The organism is Pseudomonas sp. NPDC089743, from assembly GCF_044748785.1.
Lineage (GTDB): Bacteria > Pseudomonadota > Gammaproteobacteria > Pseudomonadales > Pseudomonadaceae > Aquipseudomonas > Aquipseudomonas putida_X.
In genome coordinates this window covers 16,773-36,539 of record NZ_JBIVGS010000003.1, presented here as the reverse complement: position 1 = coordinate 36,539, position 19,767 = coordinate 16,773, and the positions used below count along the sequence as shown (strand labels likewise).

Genomic DNA, 19,767 nt, shown 5'->3' with positions numbered 1-19,767 from the left:
ATCCGCTACCCGATGACCACACAGTAAGTGAAATGAGCACGCTGCTGGTTTTAAGAAATCTAAAGGCGTTGCGAAAATTTAAATAGGCCGTGTCACCGTTCCGTCAACAAGGCTTCGGCCACGTGTTCGACCAACGCGCGCAGGCTGGAAATATCCTTGCTGTCACTGCGATCGCGCGCCCAGATCATGTCCAGCGTAAAACTGGGAAAGCCCAGCGGCGGTTGGCAAACTTTTACTTGCGGGGCGATGCGCAGGTGCGGCAACAAGCGCGCCGGCAATGCCAACGTGCAAGGCACCGCGGCAACGATGTTCACGCAGGCCTGATAGCCGTTGGCGCGCACCAGCACGTTGCGTGAACGGCCGACTTTATCCAACCAGCTGTCGACCATGTTCTTTTCCGAGATCCATGGCGTAGGGAACACATGGGGCGATGCACAGAACTCATCGAGGTTCATGGCCCCCTCGTTGGCCAGCGTGTTCTGGCTGGTCAGGCACACGAAGTCGTCATTGAGCACCGGCTGCCATTGCAACTCGGGGTGCATCTGGTGATAGCCCGGGCCAAAACCGATGGCGATGTCGATTTCGCCGGATATCAGCCGGTCCACTGGCAAGTCGCGGCTCAGGCGGTCCAGGTGCAGCGAGGTATTGCCGTGGTTGCGGGACAACACCGCCAAGGCCTGGGGCAGGAATGACAACTCGAAATATTCCGGGGCGCAGAGCCTCCAGATCTTGCGCACCGCCTGCGGCGAAACCGTGCTGTCGTCTTCCGCGCAGCGGTTGACCGACTCCACCACCACGCGCAGGTAGGGCGCGATTTTCTCGGCCTTGGTGGTGGGCAGCAACACGCCCTGGGAAGAAGAAAACAGCGTGTCATCGAAGCAGCCACGCAGGCGCTTGAGGCAATAACTGACGGTAGGCTGGCTGACGCTCATCAGCTCGGCGGTGCGCTTGGCGCTGCGTAGCTCGAGCAGGTTGAGAAACACCACGATGTCTTGCAGATCCAACTGCTTGAGGTAGTTGCTGTGCAGCATGAAAATTCCTCCTGAATTTTCCGGTTCATTGGCTGGGCGCCCCTTCGCCAGGCAGACACGCGAGCACCTGCTTCAACAGCTGCGCAAAACCTGCGCGTTGCTTGGCACTCAAAGGGGCCAGCACCAGCTCCTGAATCTCAGTATGTGTAAGCAGAGCCTTCTCGATCAACACCTTACCTGCCGCCGTCAGCGCCACCTGGTAGCTGCGCTTGTCGTGGTCGTCGGCAACGCGCTCGACCATGCCGGCGCTTTCCAGCCGGGCCAGCCGGTTGGTCATCGCCCCGGATGTGATCAACAAAGAGCGGTAAAGCTCGGTTGGCGTCAGGCGGTACGGCGCCCCTGCCCTGCGTAGCGTCGCCAGCACATCGAACTCGCCTTCCTTGAAGCCGAACTGTGCCAACGCTTCGGCACGCATGCGCTCCAGGTGCTTCTGGATGCGCGCCATGCGCCCGAAAATCTCCATGGATGTGACGTCCACCGAGGGCATCGCCTGCGCCCACTGCGCGACGACGAAATCCACATGATCGTTCATAGCTGTCCTTCACCGGGCAATTGATCAACTGTTAACCCGTGCAAACTCCTGAACGCCGACGCCTTTAAACTATCTTAACGTTAAGCTATCTTGCTGACGATACGACTGAAGGATCAGGAGAGCACATGGCATTTTTCGTACACGGACCGCATCGGCACTATTACTACGACTCAGGCGCCGGCAGCCCAGTACTGCTGCTGCACGGCCTGGGCAACAGCGGGCGCGCCTGGGGGCCCCAAGCCAGTGCACTGCTCAGCCTGGGCCACCGCGTTATCGTATCCGACCTGCTGGGCCACGGCGCGTCCAGCGAAGCGCCCGAAGGTATCACGGCCCATGCCCAGGCACTGGAAATGCTGGCCCTGCTCGACCACCTGGGGCTGGAAAGTACCCACCTGGTCGGCCTTTCTCTGGGCGGCATGGTGGCACTGGAAATGGCCTGCCATGCACCTGAGGCCGTACAGCAACTGGTGGTCGCCGGCACATTCGCCAGCATGAACAGCCCGTATCGCCAAGGGCTGCTGAACGAGTGGGCCGCAAACCTTGCGCAGGCGGACGGCTGCCTGAAGCGTTTCAAGGCCACTTGGCCGGCGTTGGTGGGCGCTGATTATGCCGCCTCGGCCGAAGGCCAATGCCTCTACCAGGCTTGGCACGCCCAGGCCGCTCAACTGTCAGCGCAAAGCCAGATCCGCTGGTGCAATGGCATGAAGCGTTACGACCTGCGCGATCAATTACCAGCCATTCAAGCAGCGACCCTGGTACTTGCCGCCGAAGGCGACCTGATCAGCCCACGCTCGGAAGCCGAAGACATCACCCAACGCATCGCCCATGCCCGCCAGGTCACCCTGCCGGGGGACGGCCACGTGTTCAACATCCCGTACGCCCAGGCCTTCAACCAGGCGCTATGCACCTTCCTGCAGGAGTCACTTCAACATGCGTGATATGCCAAGCAAAGCGTGCATAGGCCTACTGGCCATGCTGATCGGCTTGAACCTACGCCCCATCATGGCGGCCATCGGCCCCTTGCTCGGCACCCTGCAACACGACCTGGGCCTGAGCAACGCCCAAGGTGGCCTGCTGACCACCCTGCCCGTGATGATGATGGGGTTGTTCGCGCTGTCCGGCCCCTGGCTGCTGCGCCTGGTGGGTGAAGTGCGGGGTGTGGCGATGGGTATCACGCTGATCGTCATCAACTGCGCCGCACGGGCCTATATCACCTCCGCCACGGCGCTGATCGCAACAGCCGCGCTGGGCGGGGTCGGCATTGCAGTCATCCAGGCATTGATGCCCGCGTTCATCAAGCGCAGCCACCCGCAAAGCGCAGGCATGCTGATGGGGCTGTTCACCACCGGCATCATGGGCGGCGCCGCGCTGGCCGCTGCCTTTGCGGCACCGGGTGCCAGCACCTTCGGCTGGCAACTGACGCTGGGGGTGGCGGCTTTGCCGGCGCTGGTCGGCTTGATCGCCTGGTTGCTCGCCGCCGGCAGCGACCCCGGCAGCCACAGCGATGCCACCTTGCCGTACCGCAGCGGGCGGGCCTGGTTGCTGTTGTTGTTCTTCGGCATTGGCACGGGCGCCTACACCCTGGTGCTGGCCTGGCTGCCGCCGTTCTATGTGGAACTGGGCTGGACGGCCACCCAGGCGGGCTACCTGCTTGGCGCCCTCACCGTCACCGAAGTCATCGCCGGCCTGCTGGTTTCAGCCCTCATTCACCGCTACCCAGACCGCAGGCAACCACTGACCGTGGTGATACTGCTATTGCTTGCCGGCCTGGCCTGCCTGATGCTCGCCCCTGTGCAACTGGCCGTGGTGGCCACCCTGTGCCTGGGGCTTGGCATCGGTGCCTTGTTCCCGCTGTCGCTCATCGTCACCCTTGACCACACCCACTCGCCAACCCAAGCGGGCGCCCTGCTGGCGTTCGTGCAGGGCGGCGGCTACCTGATCGCAGCGAGCATGCCACTGGTAGCCGGCATTGTCCGTGACCAGCTCAGTTCGTTGCACTGGGCCTGGGGGATTATGGCCATCGGTGCCGTGTTATTGCTGGGGTTGAGCACGCTGCTGAGGCCGAAGGCCGTGCAGTTGCCGGGGGCGGCGCACGAAGCGTGAGCGGGGTGAGGTTTCAATCGGAGGGGCAGCCTGGGCGAGCGGGCCTCCGGTACAAACCGGAGACCGCGTTCGCGTTGCAAGGCAGGGCTTACAGGCTACAACGACTGATCGGGGGTGCCTGGACTTGCCCTGTTACGGGAGGCACAGACAGCCCTTGATCTGCCCCTGCTAGCTGGCATCGCCTTGCATAAGGCTCACTTTCGAACACTGCTCACTGGCCAGCTGGCTGATGATCCGGATCGCCTGGTGGATACCTGCGGTGTTCCGGAAGCTCAGGTGCGGGTTGTGTTCGCACTCGAGCATCTCGTCATGCTGCACCAGGGCTTCGCCGAGCAGCTCGAGGGTCCAGGCGTAGCTCTGGATTGTGGATAAGCGTTCCTGGTCAGTCATGGGGCACCTGCTTGGGTGTGCTGTGCGGACGTGACGGGTCGTAGATGGGGTAGAACCGGTGGGGTTCGGGAGCCGGCGAAGGGCGACGGCGGCGGAGAACGGATGCGAGGATCCTGGATAGGCTTAGGGTAAGCATGCATGAGACTCCAAGTTTTCAGTTGGAGCTGTCACGATCCTTCCTACGGGATTGGGTGGCAGCTGTGTATGGGGTAGGAATACCGGGAAACTTGGAAACCCGGCCAGGCCGAAGCCTGCCCACACACAGCCGCCATGACACAGCACGGCTGGCACAAAAAAAGCGCCAGCTGCGGTGCAGGGGGCGCCTAGTGCGTGCGCCAAGTTTACCAACGGGTTCCTACGCCCTGTCACGAAATTTTCCGCGACAGGAGAAATTTATCTCCATAACCATAGAAGGGCAAGGTTGGATACTGTGGGAAAAGTCATCGATTCTCGTAGGAAGCGATCAAAAACTGGCAGTTGCAGTTAAATACGGTTTGTGTGGAAGCTGTACCAAGTTGGCGAACCAATGAGAAGGCACCCGGTAGACCCGAGGATCTCCCACGCACGGCGGCGGTTACACGAGACGCTAGAACACGTCGGTTGGCCGACTGGTGCCCACCACCAGCTGTAGTGATGCGAGGATCCTGGATAGGCTTAGGGTAAGCATGCATGAGGTCCTTTTCGGTTAGAACACCACGCTGACCGTCGCCAAACGGTTAGGGTGGCAGCTGTACGCAGGTTGGCGAACCGAGGAAAAGGAACCCGGCAGACCCGAGGGTCTCCCACACACAGCCGCCATGACATGAAACGGCGCCCCCAAAAAGCAAATGCAGTGGGTCTTCACTGATTGCCGTGGAAGTGGCGAATTTGGGAGTGCGTGCCGAGGCCCTTTGAGGCGCCCCGTAGATATGCGCCGCGCCGGCGATTGCGCGAGAATCCGCACCGCCCGGGACTTTCAGACCCTGATTACCTTCAACCAACTATTAGTAATTTCACAGTCAAAAGCCGCCGGGTCGAAGATATCCCCATGCCATTCCATCATGGCCTCATGATCTGGATGATTGGGGTCTGCCATGGCTTGAAGAAACTCGGCATAACCTGGCGCACCGCCCACATCTTCCGGCGGACAGGCATTGGCACCATCGACGCAATACGGCACCTGCGGACAGGCGATGGCGGGCAGCGTTTTCTCGACTTTGATCCGGTGATCCCAGCCGTCCCCGAAGTCATACACATAGCGGAAACTCTTCTTCCCGCACAGCGCTCTGACCAAAGTTTTGCGGGCTTGCGGCTTTACCGGCGGGCCCCAACCATCGGGGTCGGGTATGCCGTAACTCTCACCGGCAATTTCAAACTCATGCAGATGCCCTCCCTCCCATCCCATCGCGGCCTGGATCACTGAATGCAATCTGCCCAAGGTGATGTTTTCCGGCACCGCCACGCGGCGCCAGATAGCTGGCTCGACATATTTCAATTCAATGTGCAGCAACAACAGATTTGCTGCAGGTTTGAGTGAGCGAACAGCTTTGACCATGAGGGCGGCCACCTCGCAGTGTGGATAGGGTGAAAGAAACGCTCCAAGGGGGCAGTTTATCGAACCGACTGATCGGGTGTGCGGCGATGTGCTTCAAGGTATGGTTAAAAAGGTTTCGCGGCTTGTCAGGGATGGGTGAGCGACTCGGGAGGCTCAGTGTGATGGGCTAAGCTGTGATCCTCTAGGATTGAGGTCTCAGTATGCAATGCCACGTTCGTCCGGCCACCAGCAGAGATGCAGCAGCGATTAGCCGTGTAGTTCTAGCCGCCCTGCGTGAGTCAAATTCCCAAGACTACGCGCCCGATGTGATCGCTCAGGTTGAGCGCAATTTTGCTCCTGAGGTCGTCACCGCGCAACTTGCTACGCGCAGGGTTTTCGTAGCCCTGCTGGGCGAAAAAATCATCGGCACTGCTGGGCTCGATGGTGATGTCGTCAGAAGTGTTTTCGTTGATCCAGCTCACCAAAAAGGCGGGATTGGTCGGCATTTGATGGATGTCATTCATGCAACCGCTGCCCACGCCGGCATTGTGGCTGTACGTGTGCCATCGTCGATTACAGCTGAAGGGTTCTATGCCGCGTTGGGGTATCAGAAAATCCGCGACGAGTTTCATGGGGCGGAGCGCACCATCGTTATGGAAAAACGGCTCTAGGCTCTGTACGCAGAGAGGTGGCAAGCAGCGCGCGCAAGCCAGTGAGACCATGGCGGCGGCAAAGCCACCTTCAAACGGGCGCTCAAGCAAATCGTGAACGCGCTCATTGATCTCCCCAGCCAGCTGAGATACCTGGCTTTGAGGGATGCCGGTCATGCTCATGACCTTGACTAGCCCGCCTACCGAGCGTGTTGAAAAGCCTTGGATGTAGGCCTCCCTGAAGGCCCACCGGCATCGTTTTCTCAGCAGTGCGTCGGGGCTCAAGGAAACCAGAAGAATAGCTGCCCTGGCGCAGGCCTTCGACAGACGGGTTTCATCGTGTCGCGCAGCCTGCGGCCCTCTGATTGCCACTCCTGAGAGTATAAGATGCGGGGTTCGCATGAGACCGAGTGAATCTCGGCCCAAGCAGGATCAAATCAACAGCTCGTAGCGGGAAAGGTGCTTGACGATTTCTGGGAGACGTTGCTTAAGCAGGGTATCCAGTAGCTCGCGAGGCGTGTACCTAGGATTTTTCAAAGAGGCGCGCTGCTTTTGGACTGCCTCGAGCACGGCTGCTTGGTCTAGGTCCCAGATGTCAGAAAGAAAGACATCGGGATGCAAAGCCTCGATCTCAAAGCGCATCAAGATCTCAGCGGGGAAATCCTTGAGATTGTATGTGACGATGACCGATGCACCGCATTTGATTGCAGCGGCCAAGACGTGCCTATCATCTTCGTCAGGAAGGTCAAGCCCTTGTATCAACGGCTCGTAGTCGTTCACAAGACAATCAGGTACTGCCCGGTTCATGGCTTCAACAGTACGATCAAGCTGAGCTTTTGTCAGGTCAGCACGATTTTTCAGCACATTTCGCGTCCACTCATCATGGATCTGCCCGGAGCAGCGCGCACGCTACGCGCCGGTCAAGGCCAGGTGCATCAGCAAATCACGCAGAGGTGCTGGATACAGCACACAGGCGTCATAGATAACAGTGAACGGTGAATGCCTCATTAATAGCCCATATTAAGCGCTTGGGCTTGTGCAGCCAGTTCTTCCATGGCGGCTTGGCTCGCTCTGTCACGGTCGGCTTTGTAGGCCATGATATCGGTGAACTTGATGCGACGGTGGCTGCCGGTTTTTGTGTGTGGAATCTGACCCTCGTCCAGCAGCTTGACAAGATGCGGACGCGAGACGTTGAGCATGTCGGCGCCTTCTTGAGTAGTCAGTTCTGCGTGGATCGGCACCACCTTCACGGTGTTGCCTAAGGCCAGTTCGTTAAGTATGTCCCCGAGCAGTCTAAGAGCGAACGTTGGTAGCTCAACGGCTTGGCGTTGCTGGGCTTCATCAACCAGTTCAATACGCTGAGTATCCAGCTTCGTCGAAACGAAAGCAGCAATCTGGCGGCTTGATTCAGTAGCCGCGGCGATCGCTTTCTCATCTGGAAGGATGCTTCGAGCGAGATCGGCGGTGGTCATGATGTATCTCCACAAGCGATTTGAAATTCCTGGCGTCTCATACGGCAGGTAGAGATTTTATAATCGCAATAAACGAAAATTGCAACAAACGAAATAAACGAAACGCAGCGATGTGCTGGCCTAAGCATAGCCGTGATCTAGTGATTGGTCGCCCACAGCCCCTCGGCCGGTACTCCCGCTGAGACTGAAAAGCAAGTGCCCGCTCCGAAGCGGTCTCCAAGAAATAAAGGGATACACAGATCCTGGGCGCCCCACTAGGCCAAGGCGCTACTTGATGACCATCATCGGACTTGCTCAAGGGTTACACGATGGGACCATGCTTACCGCACTGCGGTATGACGGTCTCCGCCGACCCGAGAAGAAGCTGCTCTACTGCAGATCAGCGCTAGTCAGGAGCGTGACGGTTTTCACCATCTGCGCTTCCGAGAGGGAGGGGAGCTGGACAACCTACCCTTGCACCAAGTAGCAGGCATACCCTACCGACCAGCGCTGCGACTTGTGTTGATGCCACTCCAGCGCAAGGCTAGAGAACGTGTTGGCACGAGAGATTGCCGCCTGCGCTCGCGCAACCTTCCGTTCAATTCCAGGATGCCGCCCCTGCGCCACAAGTGGGCGAGACTCGGAAGCAAGCTGCCGCGCCTGTGCAAGGGTTACCTTGTCGACTGTGCCAAGGGAAATGTGAGATTGCTTGGCATCCAGACGGAAGCGAAAGCGCCAGGACTTGCCGCCTGCCGCGCGAAGCCATAGAAAAAGGCCACCGCCATCCGCAAGGCCTTAGTCCCTCTCACGTGGTGCAGCATTCTTAACCTGCAAAGCCGTCAAAGGCATGATGAGTACCCATAGATTATTGAACTAACCTAAGGTGCTCGGATAGGTACTCGGCACTCACAAGACAAGCGCTGGGATGAAACCGGATGGCACCGCATGAAACAAGAAGCCCGCACTAGGCGGGCTTCAAAGGGGTGTCATGCGACTGCTTGGCACTGCATGAACCTATAGACTGGTGCCGGAGACAGGAATCGAACCTGCGACCTTCTACGCGTTAGCTTGGCCCCCAAAATCGCTACTTGTTAGCTCAAAAAAATGCCAAACCATTTGGATAGATATCCACCCTCAGTTGTGGCTCAAGCAACCGCCTGGGCGATCAAAATCCCGAACCTTGGCTCGCAGCCGCTGAAAGCATACCCAACCGAGCCCCGACGCTACCTACAGCGCGGACAATCGGTCGAAGCAGAAAGCGGGTTTTGAGTAGCGTCGAACAACGAACGTTAAACCTGATGAAGCGTCGACCCAGATCGATACTCTCTCCCCTGCGAAAGCACTCAAGGTTGACTTGGATCCAGTTTAGAAATCAGGTATAACCCACATATCGTGATAGCGTTTTTGAACACACACTATATGTAGTATGGGTGTCGCGTATCATTAGGTGGTGCCAAGAGGTGAAAAGTGATCGACGGAAACGATAACCTTCCCACATACCACGTGCTTGCCTTATCGGGTGGCGGGTACCGTGCGCTGTACACCGCAACCATTCTTAAAGAGTTCGAGCAGGTGCTCGGACGCCCCATTGCCTCTCATTTCGACCTCATTTGTGGCACCTCAGCCGGTGGATTACTGGCGCTAGGGCTTGCGAGTGAAATTCCTGCCAGCGACCTGAAATCTTTATTTGAAGACCAGGGCAAGCAGATTTTCGGCTCACGCGATTTCATGCGCCGGCGGCTAGGCTTTTTGAGCCGCGCAAAGCATTCAAATGAAGGTTTGCGCTCCGTGCTGGAGCAGCGATTTGGCAATTCCACACTAGGGGATCTGAAGCATCGGGTGCTAATACCTGCTGTGAACTACACCACTGGCCGTGGTCAGTTTTTTAAAACGCCTCATCACCCATCCTTCGAGCTTGACTACAGAATGCGACTGGTAGACGTCGCCTTAGCCACCTCTGCCGCACCTGTGTATTTTCCCTCCGTACGAAACGAGCGCGGTGTCTTTGTAGACGGTGGATTGGTAGGAAATGCGCCAGGACTATTCGGGCTCCATGAGATTCGAACGTTCCTCGCCCCCAATCAAAATGTCCGCATACGTGTTCTCGCTATAGGAACCATGACAGTCGGCGCGACTGTCAGCGGAGGGAGGGACCTAGATCAAGGCATCTTGGGATGGGGGGGAAGCCTGTTTGACCTGGTTATCTCAGCCCAAGAGTCTTCCGTCGACTACATGCTTACCCAGTCTCTCGGTGGCTGTTATTTCAAAATTGATGACCAAGTCACGCCGCAACAAAGTGGCGACGTGAAAGCGTTGGATGACGTGTCCGAAGCATCCACAAACACCCTACGGGATCGCGGCACAGCCGCCGCTCAACGTGCGTTAGGTGACAGCAAATTCACTCCATTCCGCAGTCACAAGCCAGCAGCACCCACCTTCTACCACGGTCCGAACAAAAACTCGGGGGAACTGTAAATGCTGAACCTGTCGCCTCTTTTTAATACTTCCGAAGACGAACCGTGTTTACTCCAAGCACTGGAGTTGACGGCCTCACAGCGACTCCAAATCACCTCGGCAAAAAATGAAGTCCGGCAGTGCCTAAGGCACGGGATTCCCAAGGTGCTTGTCGAGCAAGGCTATCAGGGCGAGATACCCCAACCGCGCTTTTTCACTCAAGGCTCATGGGCGTACAAAACACTCAATAGCCCCGCCCATCTGCCTCCTCAACAGTCCGATGTGGATGACGGTGCATACCTGCCGATCAGCTTCTTAAAAGGCAGCAAAAGGCCAAGTACCGCGAGCGCCATTTTTTTTGCTGCCGCTGAAGAGGCGTTGCGCCGGTTGGTTGAGACCAAGCGGAGCGAAAATTGGAAGCTGGTGACTGACAAACCGACGTGCATTCGAATCGAGATATCACACGCAGCTCACATCGATATCCCCTTATATTCGATACCTGATGACGAGTACGTGACCCTGGAGAGAGCGGCAAACAGGTACGGGTTTGAGAGCCTTTTGGACGCTGTGAAGGCTCGACAAGCCGACTCCTGGACAACCCTTCCCACTGGCGAGGTGCTCTTGGCCCACAGGGAAGAGGACTGGGTGACATCCGATCCTAGGCCGGTGAAGGACTGGTTCATTGATGAAGTTGAAGCCAAAGGTGAGCAACTTCGTCGAGTGGTGCGTTACCTGAAAGCTTTCCGTGATTGGCAATGGAAGAAAGGTGGCCCGTCTTCCATATTGCTGATGGCCGCAGCCGCGCCATTGTTTACAAAGATGGATCGACGGGACGACCTGGCCCTTCTCGAAGTATTGAAGGGACTCCCCAACGCGCTTCGAAATGGCGTGAACAACCCGGTAGCTCCCGACGAGAGCTTGAGTGATCGTCTTCCAGCTGATGAGCTGGAAGAGGCTGCCAGGAAATTCGAAATGCTGGAAAACTATCTCAATGGAGCGGTGAACGCGTCTGAAGAATCAACCGCATGCAACTGGATGATTAGCATGTTCGGGCCTCGCTTCCCGAATCGTCCGAGTCGTATCAAACAGGTCACGGTAGCCGCGACTATCGCGGCGGTGCCCGCGCAGGCCGCTGCTAGTGAGCTGGTGGGCCGTACCAAGGCTGGGTAACAGATGGTTGAGGCAATTCCAGAGCTGATTTCGGAGATGCAGCTTCGAGGGTTTAGATACCTCGGAAGGACTTCTGATCGGTGGGTAAAATTTGAGGGCCCCCTCCAAACATCGGAGGGAGCCTTTCAATGCGACTTTACTGTCGACCCGACCTTTTTTTCATTGCCCATCGTAAAGCTAAAGGAGCTTCCTCCAAAGCTAGGCCCCGTCACTCCTCATCTTGGTGCCAGCGGCTGGCTTTGCTACTTGACGGCAAGCTCCATAGTGCTCGATATCTTCGACCCAATTGGCCAAACGTTGAAGTGCTTGGCTGAGGCGGAACGCGTCCTTGGATGCATCCTCAGGGGAGAAATGGTCCAAGATCTAGCGGAGGAGTTCCTTGTTCACTGGGTCAGCGAGCTTTGCGTTTTTGACGTTCAAAAGTTGATGCGAGGTGAGATTTCCGCATTCTGTGTCATCTCTCCAAGGGGGCTGCGAACCCCTGTGCTCACTGACGACATACAGCGGACAGTTCAGAAAATAGACGATCTGAATTTCCAGCCCAAAAGACAAATGATGCTGGCGTACGTCGTCGGATCCGGCGCTCAACCTCGCCCAAGCCAAGTCGCGTGGCCACCTAATACCGTAGCTGAGGTACTGAGCTGGCAGCGAGAGCTGGACAAAGGCTGTGCGCGCAAAATCCAACAGCGTATCTCGGAGGCTTACCGGAAGAAGCAGTCCGAAGCGGTTATTTTCATTCAATCGCCACATCTCAATTACGGGTTTCAAGTGCATTTCGATCAGTCCGTTTTGGACGATGAAAAGTTTGAGAGGTCGAGGGGGACAGAAAGGCTTTTTAGTTTCAGGATTACCAGGCTCGCTGCAATCCGGATTGACGAGCAGTACATCGCGCAGCGCAGCATCCCTTCCATGAAAACCCTGGCAGGATTGAGGATTGCCATCGTGGGGTGCGGAACCATCGGCGGATATCTTGCTGACATGCTGGTGAAGATTGGTGCAGGGACGGGTGGTGGCAAGCTTACCTTAGTAGATTTCGATCAACTGATGCCTGAGAACGTTGGACGGCATCGACTGGGGTTACGGTACTTCAACATGAACAAAGCTCTTGGCGTGAGCATCATGCTTAAAATCGACGCCCCAGGGATTTCGGTGCAGGCTCTTGAAGTTGATGTACGTAAAGCGCATCTAGGCGATTTAGATCTGTTGATCGATGCCACTGGCGAGGAAGCGCTGGGACACTGGATTGCAGCGAACTACTCGGCAATGAGTCCCATACTATCCGTGTGGGTAGAAGGTCCGGGAACGGCCGTGCGCGCAATTTTGAAGACCCCGGGGGATAGTGCTTGTTACCGATGCCTCTCGACATACACCAAGATGGGCAAATTGCTGACCGTTGAGGGTGGAGTGCCCTATGTCTTGGCTGGGCATGGTTGTGAAGGGTTATACGTCCCTTTCCCAGCGACCGTTTCAGTTCAGGCCGCCGCGCTAGGGACTGAAATGGCGCTGGCATGGGCTAATGGAAAAGCCTCCCCATCAATGCGAACCAGGATCACTGACCACTCGTACGTATTAGCCACGCCCGATTGTGATCCCCTCAAGGTCGAGGGCTGCCCAGCATGCAATTCGTAGCAGAGTGGTCCGCCAATCAAGGCCGCAACTTGATCTACATCCACCCTGAAGTGTTGAGCGTATTTCAGCGTCACATCCAAGCAGACCCATCAGATTTGGAAGGAGGCGGTCTTTTGCTAGGGTACGTTCGAGGATCGCATCTTGAAATCGTCGAAGCTACCGTACCCACCAAGTTTGATCGTCGATTCAGAACATTTTTCGAACGCATGAGAGAACTGCACGAACATATCGCCCAGAAACGGTGGGCTGATAGCGATGGCCTGGTCAGATACATCGGTGAGTGGCATACCCACCCAGAGGACTATCCAACACCATCTGGAACTGATCTGACAGAATGGCGAAAACTGTCGTCGAAAAGAAAAGACAAACGTCCCGTTCTTGGACTGATAGTTGGTCGCAAAGCCTTGTACCTGGAAAGCATGCCTGTAAACGGAAATGGTACAGAATTCATCCCTGCGGGAGTTTACGACTAAAAATTCGACCACCTTGCCGCTCGATATACATTATAAAAGTTGAAACAGGCAAAGCACGCCACAAGACCACCAAATAAATTCACTAGCAAAGAAATTGAACAATGAAAATTAGCGAAGCTATTTTTAGGTATAGGACTTACTACGTACTTGGCTATAGCATGTGGACGGGAACTTTATTGATGTACTCGGTATCCGCCATTTCGTTCATATACTGGCAAAGCGTTGAACTTGAAAACTCTCCAATCTTTGGACATTTACTCCATGTTATAGGACAACTAGCATATTCGATTTTTTCGACCACCTACCCATATACCAGTGTCTTCTGGGACCACGCTCTTACGATTAGTCAAACCAATCCGTTAAGCTACGGAAACTTAGCTTTGCTTGGCTTGGTTGGCGTTGCCATGCTGGGTATCCAAATTATAAAGGCTGCTAGATCGCTTCGCCAAAGGGTACGGTCCGAGCTACGTCATGCTGAACAGGCTGGGTGGAGGGCGGCACCACAACAAGGAAATTCGACCACTATCAACGCCACTCAAATTGGCCAGGTGAACGTCTACAATCAAGCGCTCCCACCAGCCCCAAAGGAAGGAGGTTGGTTCAATCGCCCCTTGGTTAAATGGGCGCTAGGAATACTGGCAAGCTATCTCGTAGCTGTTTTGGTAAAGCTGACAGGTATGGCTTGATTTGATATATCTATGCAATATTTAAATTTACGGTATAGGTCATGAGCCCCACAGAGAAAATATGAGTAGAATTTCATTTTTAAGTCATGCGCGGCATCGCCTAAAAGTCTTGACAGGCTTCCGCTCACAACTAAAGTACGCAAATTAAAGGAGTACAGCGTGTATAAGAAAAATCATAGCCCATCTGAAAAACCAAGTACGGTGGAACAGAATGGAAAGAAAGTATCTAACCCTCACCAATTCACCAGGGTCCAACACGTCATCCCGCAGGCGCATCTAAGAGAATGGGTTAACTCTGATGGCAAGCTATCAATTTCAGGACTGGACAAGCCGATCAAACCAGAAGATGCTTTTTTTGTTGATCGGCTTTGGAGCCAATGGGCAGAAAGCAGAATGCTGGGTAAAAATGAGACAAATTACCTCACACAATCAAAACTAATAAAAAAAGGAAAACCAATCACGGAGCACACCCATATTACCGCGTATTTCTGCATGCTACATGCGCGCATGGTAGTTACTCACAAAGAGCGTCCACATTACGCATCACACATGGTCAAATTAATTCATATTTCCAGCAAGGCTGAGTTAGAAGAATTGGAAGTGAGCAATGCCAAGAGCCATGTTCACGTTATCATGGGGGGTGATGACGACTCTCAATCCATCTCTCGGCAACTGGTAGCTTCGCATATGCAAATGGATTTCGTAAACTGCATGCGACATTTTGAAGCGACTAAATGGGAGATTTTCCGCCTGAAGAGCGGTAGATTTATTATGCCTGATTTTTTTCAAAATCTTCTACAGACGAACCGGTTAATCCTACCTATATCCCCACAAATAGTCGCCATCTGCTCCAATTTAAAGCACGAACTGGAGAAGTCTGGACTACTCACTGAGGAAATTATAAATTCAATTTTAAAATCAGGAATAAAAAATCATTACGTGAAGTAATATCATGATCAAACCAGGAAACCCAAAGAACATATTTTAATGCAATTTAAACTCGGCACGCCAATATCAAAAAACATAGCTTATGCACCCACCCCGTGCTCAAACCGCCTGATTAGACCCACGACTTCATTACACCCGTCAACTGTAGACAAAAGCTCTAACGGGCGGCGACCAGCAAGCTCATGGCAATTATTATTTACCCAACACAAAGAATTTTCTTTATAGAAAAAAATAACACTCGCAACTGACCTAACATACCCTTCAACACGACCAAAAACCGGAACCACCTCAAAATTCCTTCGAGAAAAACTTTCATGCTCAAAGCACCTGCATCGAGCCCACCCCCCCTCAATTTTTACATTTCCTTTATTACCACACACCTCACAAACGCCACCTGACACCAACTCAGCGATGTCTAAGACCATATTCACAAAGCCATCTCCACCTCGATGATAAACTCTCAACAAATAAACTACTCTTTGACCTGCACGATATAAATATTTAACCCGCTGACATCCGCATATCGATCAATCAAACTTAAACTCCCCTGTAGAATAAAGCCCCAACCACCCAAGCTACTAACCCCAAATGAATTTGATCAAAATTAACCCCTTGAACAAATGACTCAGAATACAAATTAGCAACCCTCTCCCAAAAGTTAGTTCTCACCATGATTTGCTCTCCAAAACATTTTGGCCGGGCAATCAGCCAAACCCTCAGGATAAAAATTCCCGCAGATCATGTCATAACAAAAGTCCTGCCCAACCATTCGAATACTTTTAAGCTTCTCCATAAGCCAAGAGTCACCACCATTAAGCCAAGGCGGCGACACAAGTTGAATTTCCTTAATGTATTCCTCAGATGTTTCCCTAGAGGTTAACCCCAAAAGATATGGCGCAACCGGAACCATAAATTGCTGCTGACATCTAGGAAGCCATTTGAGACTTGAAGATCAATGGACTCAGCTGCCCACTCGATGGCCAGGTCGTAATTTGTGGTGAATACCCAAGGCGATGACTGGCCGGGCTGCCGGGCTGAAACCAGCTTCTGAAGAATTGTGCCTTGGCTCGCGAGACCTTCGTCGTTTGTCTCGACTCCACTTGGAGAAAGCCACCACTCCCGACGGAGTAAGGCTGCGCTGACGACAGATCTGAAAAGCGCGGCCTTTATCCGTAGGCGCCCCGTGCAGCTTTAGGCGCAGACGGCGTTAAGGAGGCTACTGAATTGCCATCTTACTGTCCAGATGACACCGCTCGACCATCATGCTAGTGATGGTCGAGAGCGATTTTATAGGGCTACCGCCGCGCTGACTGTTAGCCGCGACATGGACAGTGTGATGTCATTTCAGTAGCCTCCATGAGGCCGTCACGCCTTATGATGCCTAGGCGCCCACGGATCAGATCAGCGTTTTTTCGGAGGTTAGGATGCCTTTTGCAGCAATTCGTGGTGGCACTGCTCTAGAGGATCAAACGGAGCTTGAGGCACATCTAGCCTCGCTTCTTAGACTAGAAAACGTTGGCCTCCTTCTTGGCGCCGGGGCATCAGTCGCTGCTGGCGGCCACACCATGATTGCGCTTTGGACTAGGTTTGTAACGGACTGTCCGGCAGACGCTGCATGGATGGTTGACAATGGGTTCATCTGCGAGGAGGCCACTACGCTTCCAAGGCCCATCACACCCAATTTCGAGCGTCTAATCGATAGCCTAGAAATCGCCCTGTCCGATTGGACCAGGCAGATGGGGATGTTCGAAGATAACCCGATTGAGTACGCTCCTGGCGAGCGAGAACTGGAAGAAAAACTCCTTGGCCTGAAAACGGTGAAGGCAGCTCTTTTCAGAAATGTCGTCAGCGCCGCGTTGCTGCGACGAGAGTGGTGGTTGTCTCCGAGCGGAGTGGAATCTGACGACGACGATCTCGCAAGCCAACGTACGATTCTTCAGAAACTCGTTTCGGCTCGACAACCGGGTCAGTCCTCCCCGTGGGTGTTCACCACAAATTATGACCTGGCCATCGAATGGGCAGCCGAATCCATTGACCTACAAGTCTCAAATGGTTTCCTGGGCACCCACACTCGGCGCTTTTCACCCCAGAGCTTTGATCTCGGCTTCCGAAACACTCAAGCGAGGGGCGAAGCTAGATTTGGCGTCTACAACATCTATCTTGCAAAACTACACGGCTCATTGACTTGGAAGCAGGAGAATGACCAGGTATTCGAGGTGTCTGCCCCGCTCGCACATCAACGCATTGAGGCTTTTATGACTGAGCGAGACGGCTCGGACCTTGGCCTGATGGTGATGCCGAGAGCAGCGAAGTATATGGACACCGTCGGCTACGTTCTGGGTGAGCTTTTTCGCAGATTTGCAGAATTCATGTCTAAGCCTCAGAGCTGCCTGATCCTGTGTGGCTATAGCTTCGGGGATGAGCACATCAACCGTTTGATTAGGTCGGCGCTTCTCAATCCCACCCTCCAACTTGTGATCTACTCCTCAGGGTTTAATGGTGACCCTGATGATCACAACCTGCCTCCAGCATTACGAAAATTACTTTCACTAAAGAATCCACGCATCACTGTGGTTGGCGGTGGCGCTGACCATGCCTACATAGATTCGCTGGCTCGTCATCTGCCTGATCCCCTCATCTACGATGAGGATATGCGTAAATTTGAGAAGGCTTTGAGGGACCAAGCACGTCGTCAAGACCAAGCAGAAGCACCGGAGATCCCACAATGAGAGGGCGCCTTCCAGTCGGCTACGTGGTGAGAATAGAAGGCTCGGATATCACGCTCAACGTTCTTGATATGCACCGAGGCCAATTGGCCTCACATGCTCAAGGCGTGTCATCAGTGACGGAGGTGGGTAGCCTGTTGGTGCTGGATGCAGGAAGTCGAGCATTGGTAATGAAGGTCGTTTCTCTGAGCTTCGATGAGCCTCGTGAGGCCCATCGCCTAGGGATAGGTTCTAGTAGTCATCAAACAGAGCCGCTGCGTAATATTTCAGGCACTGTTGTCGGGCGACTGTCGAGAACCGAAGGCAAGGCGCGCTTTACTAGCGACTCACTTGCTACCCCTCCTCTCGGATCTGAAGCCTTCCCCCTCAGCACCGAAGAATTAGCTGCAATCCTATGCTGTGACGATGATGGCGACATTCCGCTGAAGCTGGGCGATGATCTGCGAGGCGGCGGCAGCCTGACCGTGGGCCTCAAAAACTTGATCTCCAGACATGTCGCGGTACTGGGGAGTTCCGGCCAGGGTAAAAGCTGCTTCACTGCGGCTGTGCTCCAGCAAATAGTGAAACTACCTAGTGCACGGATTGTTGTCTTCGACATCAACGGTGAGTACGAAGCCGCGCTCAACGTTCCGGGGCTGCCAGATGGTGCAGTGAAAAGCACAACCATCGGAGGGCCTGGACAAAACCCATTTAAAATTCCGTATTACGCGCTGGGACGGCACGGCCTCAACAGGCTACTGATCCCCAGCGAAAAAACACAGCGGCCAGCGCTAACCTTCGCACTGGAACACCTCCACAAAGTCCGCTGGTTCGCCCAACCTAGGGGGGCTGGATTGGTAAGCGATACCGCGCCTTTTCTATTCGACGATTGTCGTCAAGGAGGGGCTGCTGATGCTGAGAGCCGACTTCAGCAAATCCGCAATGGCCAGGCTGGCACAGCTACGGTGTGGCCGCATATGGCAGCTCTATCAGCACTTGTAGCCGAGAGTCACGGAATACAACCCACTCAGAGAAATGGGCCGGAACGAAATGCCTTCAGTTATTCAAACGTTTCGCCGCTGATTACTAGAATCAATAGGTGCGCTGAAGATCCCATGTTCCGATCCGTAGTGGATGTGGAGGGTGGTGCAGGAACTGGTTTTCCGCTCAATTGGTTGCAAGAGTCCACTAACCTCGTGGAGCAGATTTTTGGTGGGCAGGATGTACCATGGCGAGTGCATATCATAAACCTAAGATATCTATCACATGATCTGACCCCACTTGTCCTTGGATCACTGTTGGAGCTTTACGCCTACGAGCTTTTCCGCAGAGGACAGGAAAACAAAATTCCGACCCTGCTCGTTTTGGAGGAGGCCCACCACTACCTTCGCCCTATCGGCTCTGGTGAAGATGCAGGCGAGAACTCGCTCGCATATGAACGGCTCGCAAAAGAGGGTAGAAAATTCGGACTGGCGCTTTGGCTGAGTACGCAGAGGCCTTCAGAGATATCCCCTACAGTTCTTTCCCAGTGCAACAACTGGATCTCTTTCAGACTGACATCTGAAAAAGACCTTGCAGCGATCCAGTCCGCCAGTGAGTGGGCTGACCGACGAGAAACCCGACGTATTGCAGGCCTGCCGAGGCAGACGGCAATTGTTTTCGGTGGAAGCATAGCTATGCCGACACTAATCCGTGCTGCTAACGCATCACCTACGCCACACTCAGGTGATGCTGATTTTGGCAACTGGGCAATCGAAAGGCCCGACGCGCCGCCCCCTCCGCCACCGGCACCTCCTCCAGCTGAACCCCCGCCACTTCCATGGAACGAACGAGTCCCAGAAACTGCATACGACGATGATGTGCCGTTTTAACAGGGGTATATTGCGAATGACATCGTAGCGATTTACACACTTTCTTAGGATAAGACTTAATGACTCATATTAAATTAGGCAATTGAAAACACCTAAGCGGCAAAACAGCACAAATATAACCAATTACTATCAGTGCAAAAATCATTGATTTCGCGGTGAAA

Annotated in this window: 17 protein-coding genes and 3 pseudogenes; 11 read left to right on the top strand and 9 right to left on the bottom strand. The window is 54.4% G+C overall.

Annotation, left to right across the window (positions count from 1 at the left end):
• Positions 1–92 precede the first annotated feature (92 nt).
• Both ACIPZC_RS07010 and ACIPZC_RS07005 read right to left on the bottom strand, forming a co-directional pair.
• Positions 93–1,031, bottom strand: a complete 939-nt coding sequence (locus ACIPZC_RS07010) for a LysR family transcriptional regulator (RefSeq protein WP_400625860.1) — start codon at positions 1,029–1,031, stop codon at positions 93–95.
• A gap of 25 nt (positions 1,032–1,056) precedes the next feature.
• Positions 1,057–1,563, bottom strand: coding sequence for a MarR family winged helix-turn-helix transcriptional regulator (locus ACIPZC_RS07005; RefSeq protein WP_241807190.1), 507 nt, complete (start codon positions 1,561–1,563; stop codon positions 1,057–1,059).
• Positions 1,564–1,688: 125 nt separating this feature from the next.
• Between ACIPZC_RS07005 and ACIPZC_RS07000 the strand changes: the two genes are divergently transcribed.
• Positions 1,689–2,501, top strand: coding sequence for an alpha/beta fold hydrolase (locus ACIPZC_RS07000; RefSeq protein WP_400625858.1), 813 nt, complete (start codon positions 1,689–1,691; stop codon positions 2,499–2,501).
• On the top strand, positions 2,494–3,666 hold the full coding sequence (locus tag ACIPZC_RS06995; protein WP_400625856.1) for an MFS transporter: 1,173 nt from the start codon (positions 2,494–2,496) through the stop codon (positions 3,664–3,666). Before ACIPZC_RS07000 ends, ACIPZC_RS06995 begins: the two co-directional genes overlap by 8 nt.
• Before the next feature lie 168 nt (positions 3,667–3,834).
• On the opposite strand, the gene ACIPZC_RS06990 is transcribed toward ACIPZC_RS06995, so the two are convergent.
• On the bottom strand, positions 3,835–4,056 hold the full coding sequence (locus ACIPZC_RS06990; protein WP_400625854.1) for a hypothetical protein: 222 nt from the start codon (positions 4,054–4,056) through the stop codon (positions 3,835–3,837).
• A 955-nt stretch (positions 4,057–5,011) separates the two neighbouring features.
• The gene (locus tag ACIPZC_RS06985; protein WP_400625852.1) at positions 5,012–5,590 is read right to left on the bottom strand and encodes a plasmid pRiA4b ORF-3 family protein; all 579 of its coding nucleotides are present in this window, start codon (positions 5,588–5,590) and stop codon (positions 5,012–5,014) included.
• Between the two features lie 200 nt (positions 5,591–5,790).
• On the opposite strand from ACIPZC_RS06985, the gene ACIPZC_RS06980 reads away from it, so the two are divergent.
• Complete coding sequence (locus ACIPZC_RS06980) at positions 5,791–6,240, top strand: GNAT family N-acetyltransferase (RefSeq protein ID WP_400625850.1); 450 nt, start codon at positions 5,791–5,793, stop codon at positions 6,238–6,240.
• A gap of 66 nt (positions 6,241–6,306) precedes the next feature.
• Here ACIPZC_RS06980 and ACIPZC_RS06975 read toward each other — a convergent pair.
• The 4 genes and pseudogenes from ACIPZC_RS06975 to ACIPZC_RS06960 all read right to left on the bottom strand — a co-directional run.
• Positions 6,307–6,535: pseudogene (locus ACIPZC_RS06975) on the bottom strand (transposase); the annotation flags it as partial.
• Positions 6,536–6,651: 116 nt separating this feature from the next.
• Positions 6,652–7,227: pseudogene (locus ACIPZC_RS06970) on the bottom strand (PIN domain-containing protein).
• Positions 7,227–7,691: a helix-turn-helix domain-containing protein gene (locus tag ACIPZC_RS06965; RefSeq protein WP_400625848.1), complete on the bottom strand. Its 465-nt coding sequence runs from the start codon at positions 7,689–7,691 to the stop codon at positions 7,227–7,229. The pseudogene ACIPZC_RS06970 and the gene ACIPZC_RS06965 overlap by 1 nt, the downstream one beginning before the upstream one ends.
• A gap of 447 nt (positions 7,692–8,138) precedes the next feature.
• A pseudogene (locus ACIPZC_RS06960) lies at positions 8,139–8,450 on the bottom strand (integrase arm-type DNA-binding domain-containing protein); the annotation flags it as partial.
• A gap of 687 nt (positions 8,451–9,137) precedes the next feature.
• Between ACIPZC_RS06960 and ACIPZC_RS06955 the strand changes: the two are divergent.
• The 6 genes from ACIPZC_RS06955 (at position 9,138) to ACIPZC_RS06930 (ending at position 15,030) form a co-directional block, all read left to right on the top strand.
• Complete coding sequence (locus ACIPZC_RS06955) at positions 9,138–10,145, top strand: CBASS cGAMP-activated phospholipase (RefSeq protein ID WP_400625846.1); 1,008 nt, start codon at positions 9,138–9,140, stop codon at positions 10,143–10,145.
• Positions 10,146–11,294, top strand: a complete 1,149-nt coding sequence (locus ACIPZC_RS06950; RefSeq protein ID WP_400625844.1) for a CBASS cGAMP synthase — start codon at positions 10,146–10,148, stop codon at positions 11,292–11,294.
• 3 nt (positions 11,295–11,297) lie between these two features.
• Positions 11,298–12,923 carry a ThiF family adenylyltransferase gene (locus ACIPZC_RS06945; RefSeq protein WP_400625842.1) on the top strand — a complete coding sequence of 542 codons (1,626 nt, stop codon included), beginning with the start codon at positions 11,298–11,300 and terminating at the stop codon, positions 12,921–12,923.
• Positions 12,911–13,396 carry a Mov34/MPN/PAD-1 family protein gene (locus ACIPZC_RS06940; protein ID WP_400625840.1) on the top strand — a complete coding sequence of 162 codons (486 nt, stop codon included), beginning with the start codon at positions 12,911–12,913 and terminating at the stop codon, positions 13,394–13,396. The genes ACIPZC_RS06945 and ACIPZC_RS06940 overlap by 13 nt, the downstream gene beginning before the upstream one ends.
• 101 nt (positions 13,397–13,497) lie before the next feature.
• Positions 13,498–14,082, top strand: coding sequence for a hypothetical protein (locus tag ACIPZC_RS06935; RefSeq protein ID WP_400625838.1), 585 nt, complete (start codon positions 13,498–13,500; stop codon positions 14,080–14,082).
• A 159-nt stretch (positions 14,083–14,241) separates the two neighbouring features.
• A complete protein-coding gene (locus ACIPZC_RS06930) occupies positions 14,242–15,030 on the top strand; it encodes a DUF4238 domain-containing protein (RefSeq protein ID WP_400625836.1) in 789 nt (262 codons plus the stop codon).
• Between the two features lie 80 nt (positions 15,031–15,110).
• Here the strand turns inward: ACIPZC_RS06930 and ACIPZC_RS06925 are convergent, their stop codons facing one another.
• Complete coding sequence (locus ACIPZC_RS06925; protein WP_400626359.1) at positions 15,111–15,455, bottom strand: MbcA/ParS/Xre antitoxin family protein; 345 nt, start codon at positions 15,453–15,455, stop codon at positions 15,111–15,113.
• 999 nt (positions 15,456–16,454) lie between these two features.
• On the opposite strand from ACIPZC_RS06925, the gene ACIPZC_RS06920 reads away from it, so the two are divergent.
• Together ACIPZC_RS06920 and herA are read left to right on the top strand one after the other, a co-directional pair.
• On the top strand, positions 16,455–17,759 hold the full coding sequence (locus ACIPZC_RS06920) for an SIR2 family anti-phage-associated protein (protein ID WP_400625834.1): 1,305 nt from the start codon (positions 16,455–16,457) through the stop codon (positions 17,757–17,759).
• Positions 17,756–19,606, top strand: coding sequence for an anti-phage-associated helicase HerA (gene herA, locus ACIPZC_RS06915; RefSeq protein WP_400625832.1), 1,851 nt, complete (start codon positions 17,756–17,758; stop codon positions 19,604–19,606). The genes ACIPZC_RS06920 and herA overlap by 4 nt, the downstream gene beginning before the upstream one ends.
• Positions 19,607–19,767 lie beyond the last annotated feature (161 nt).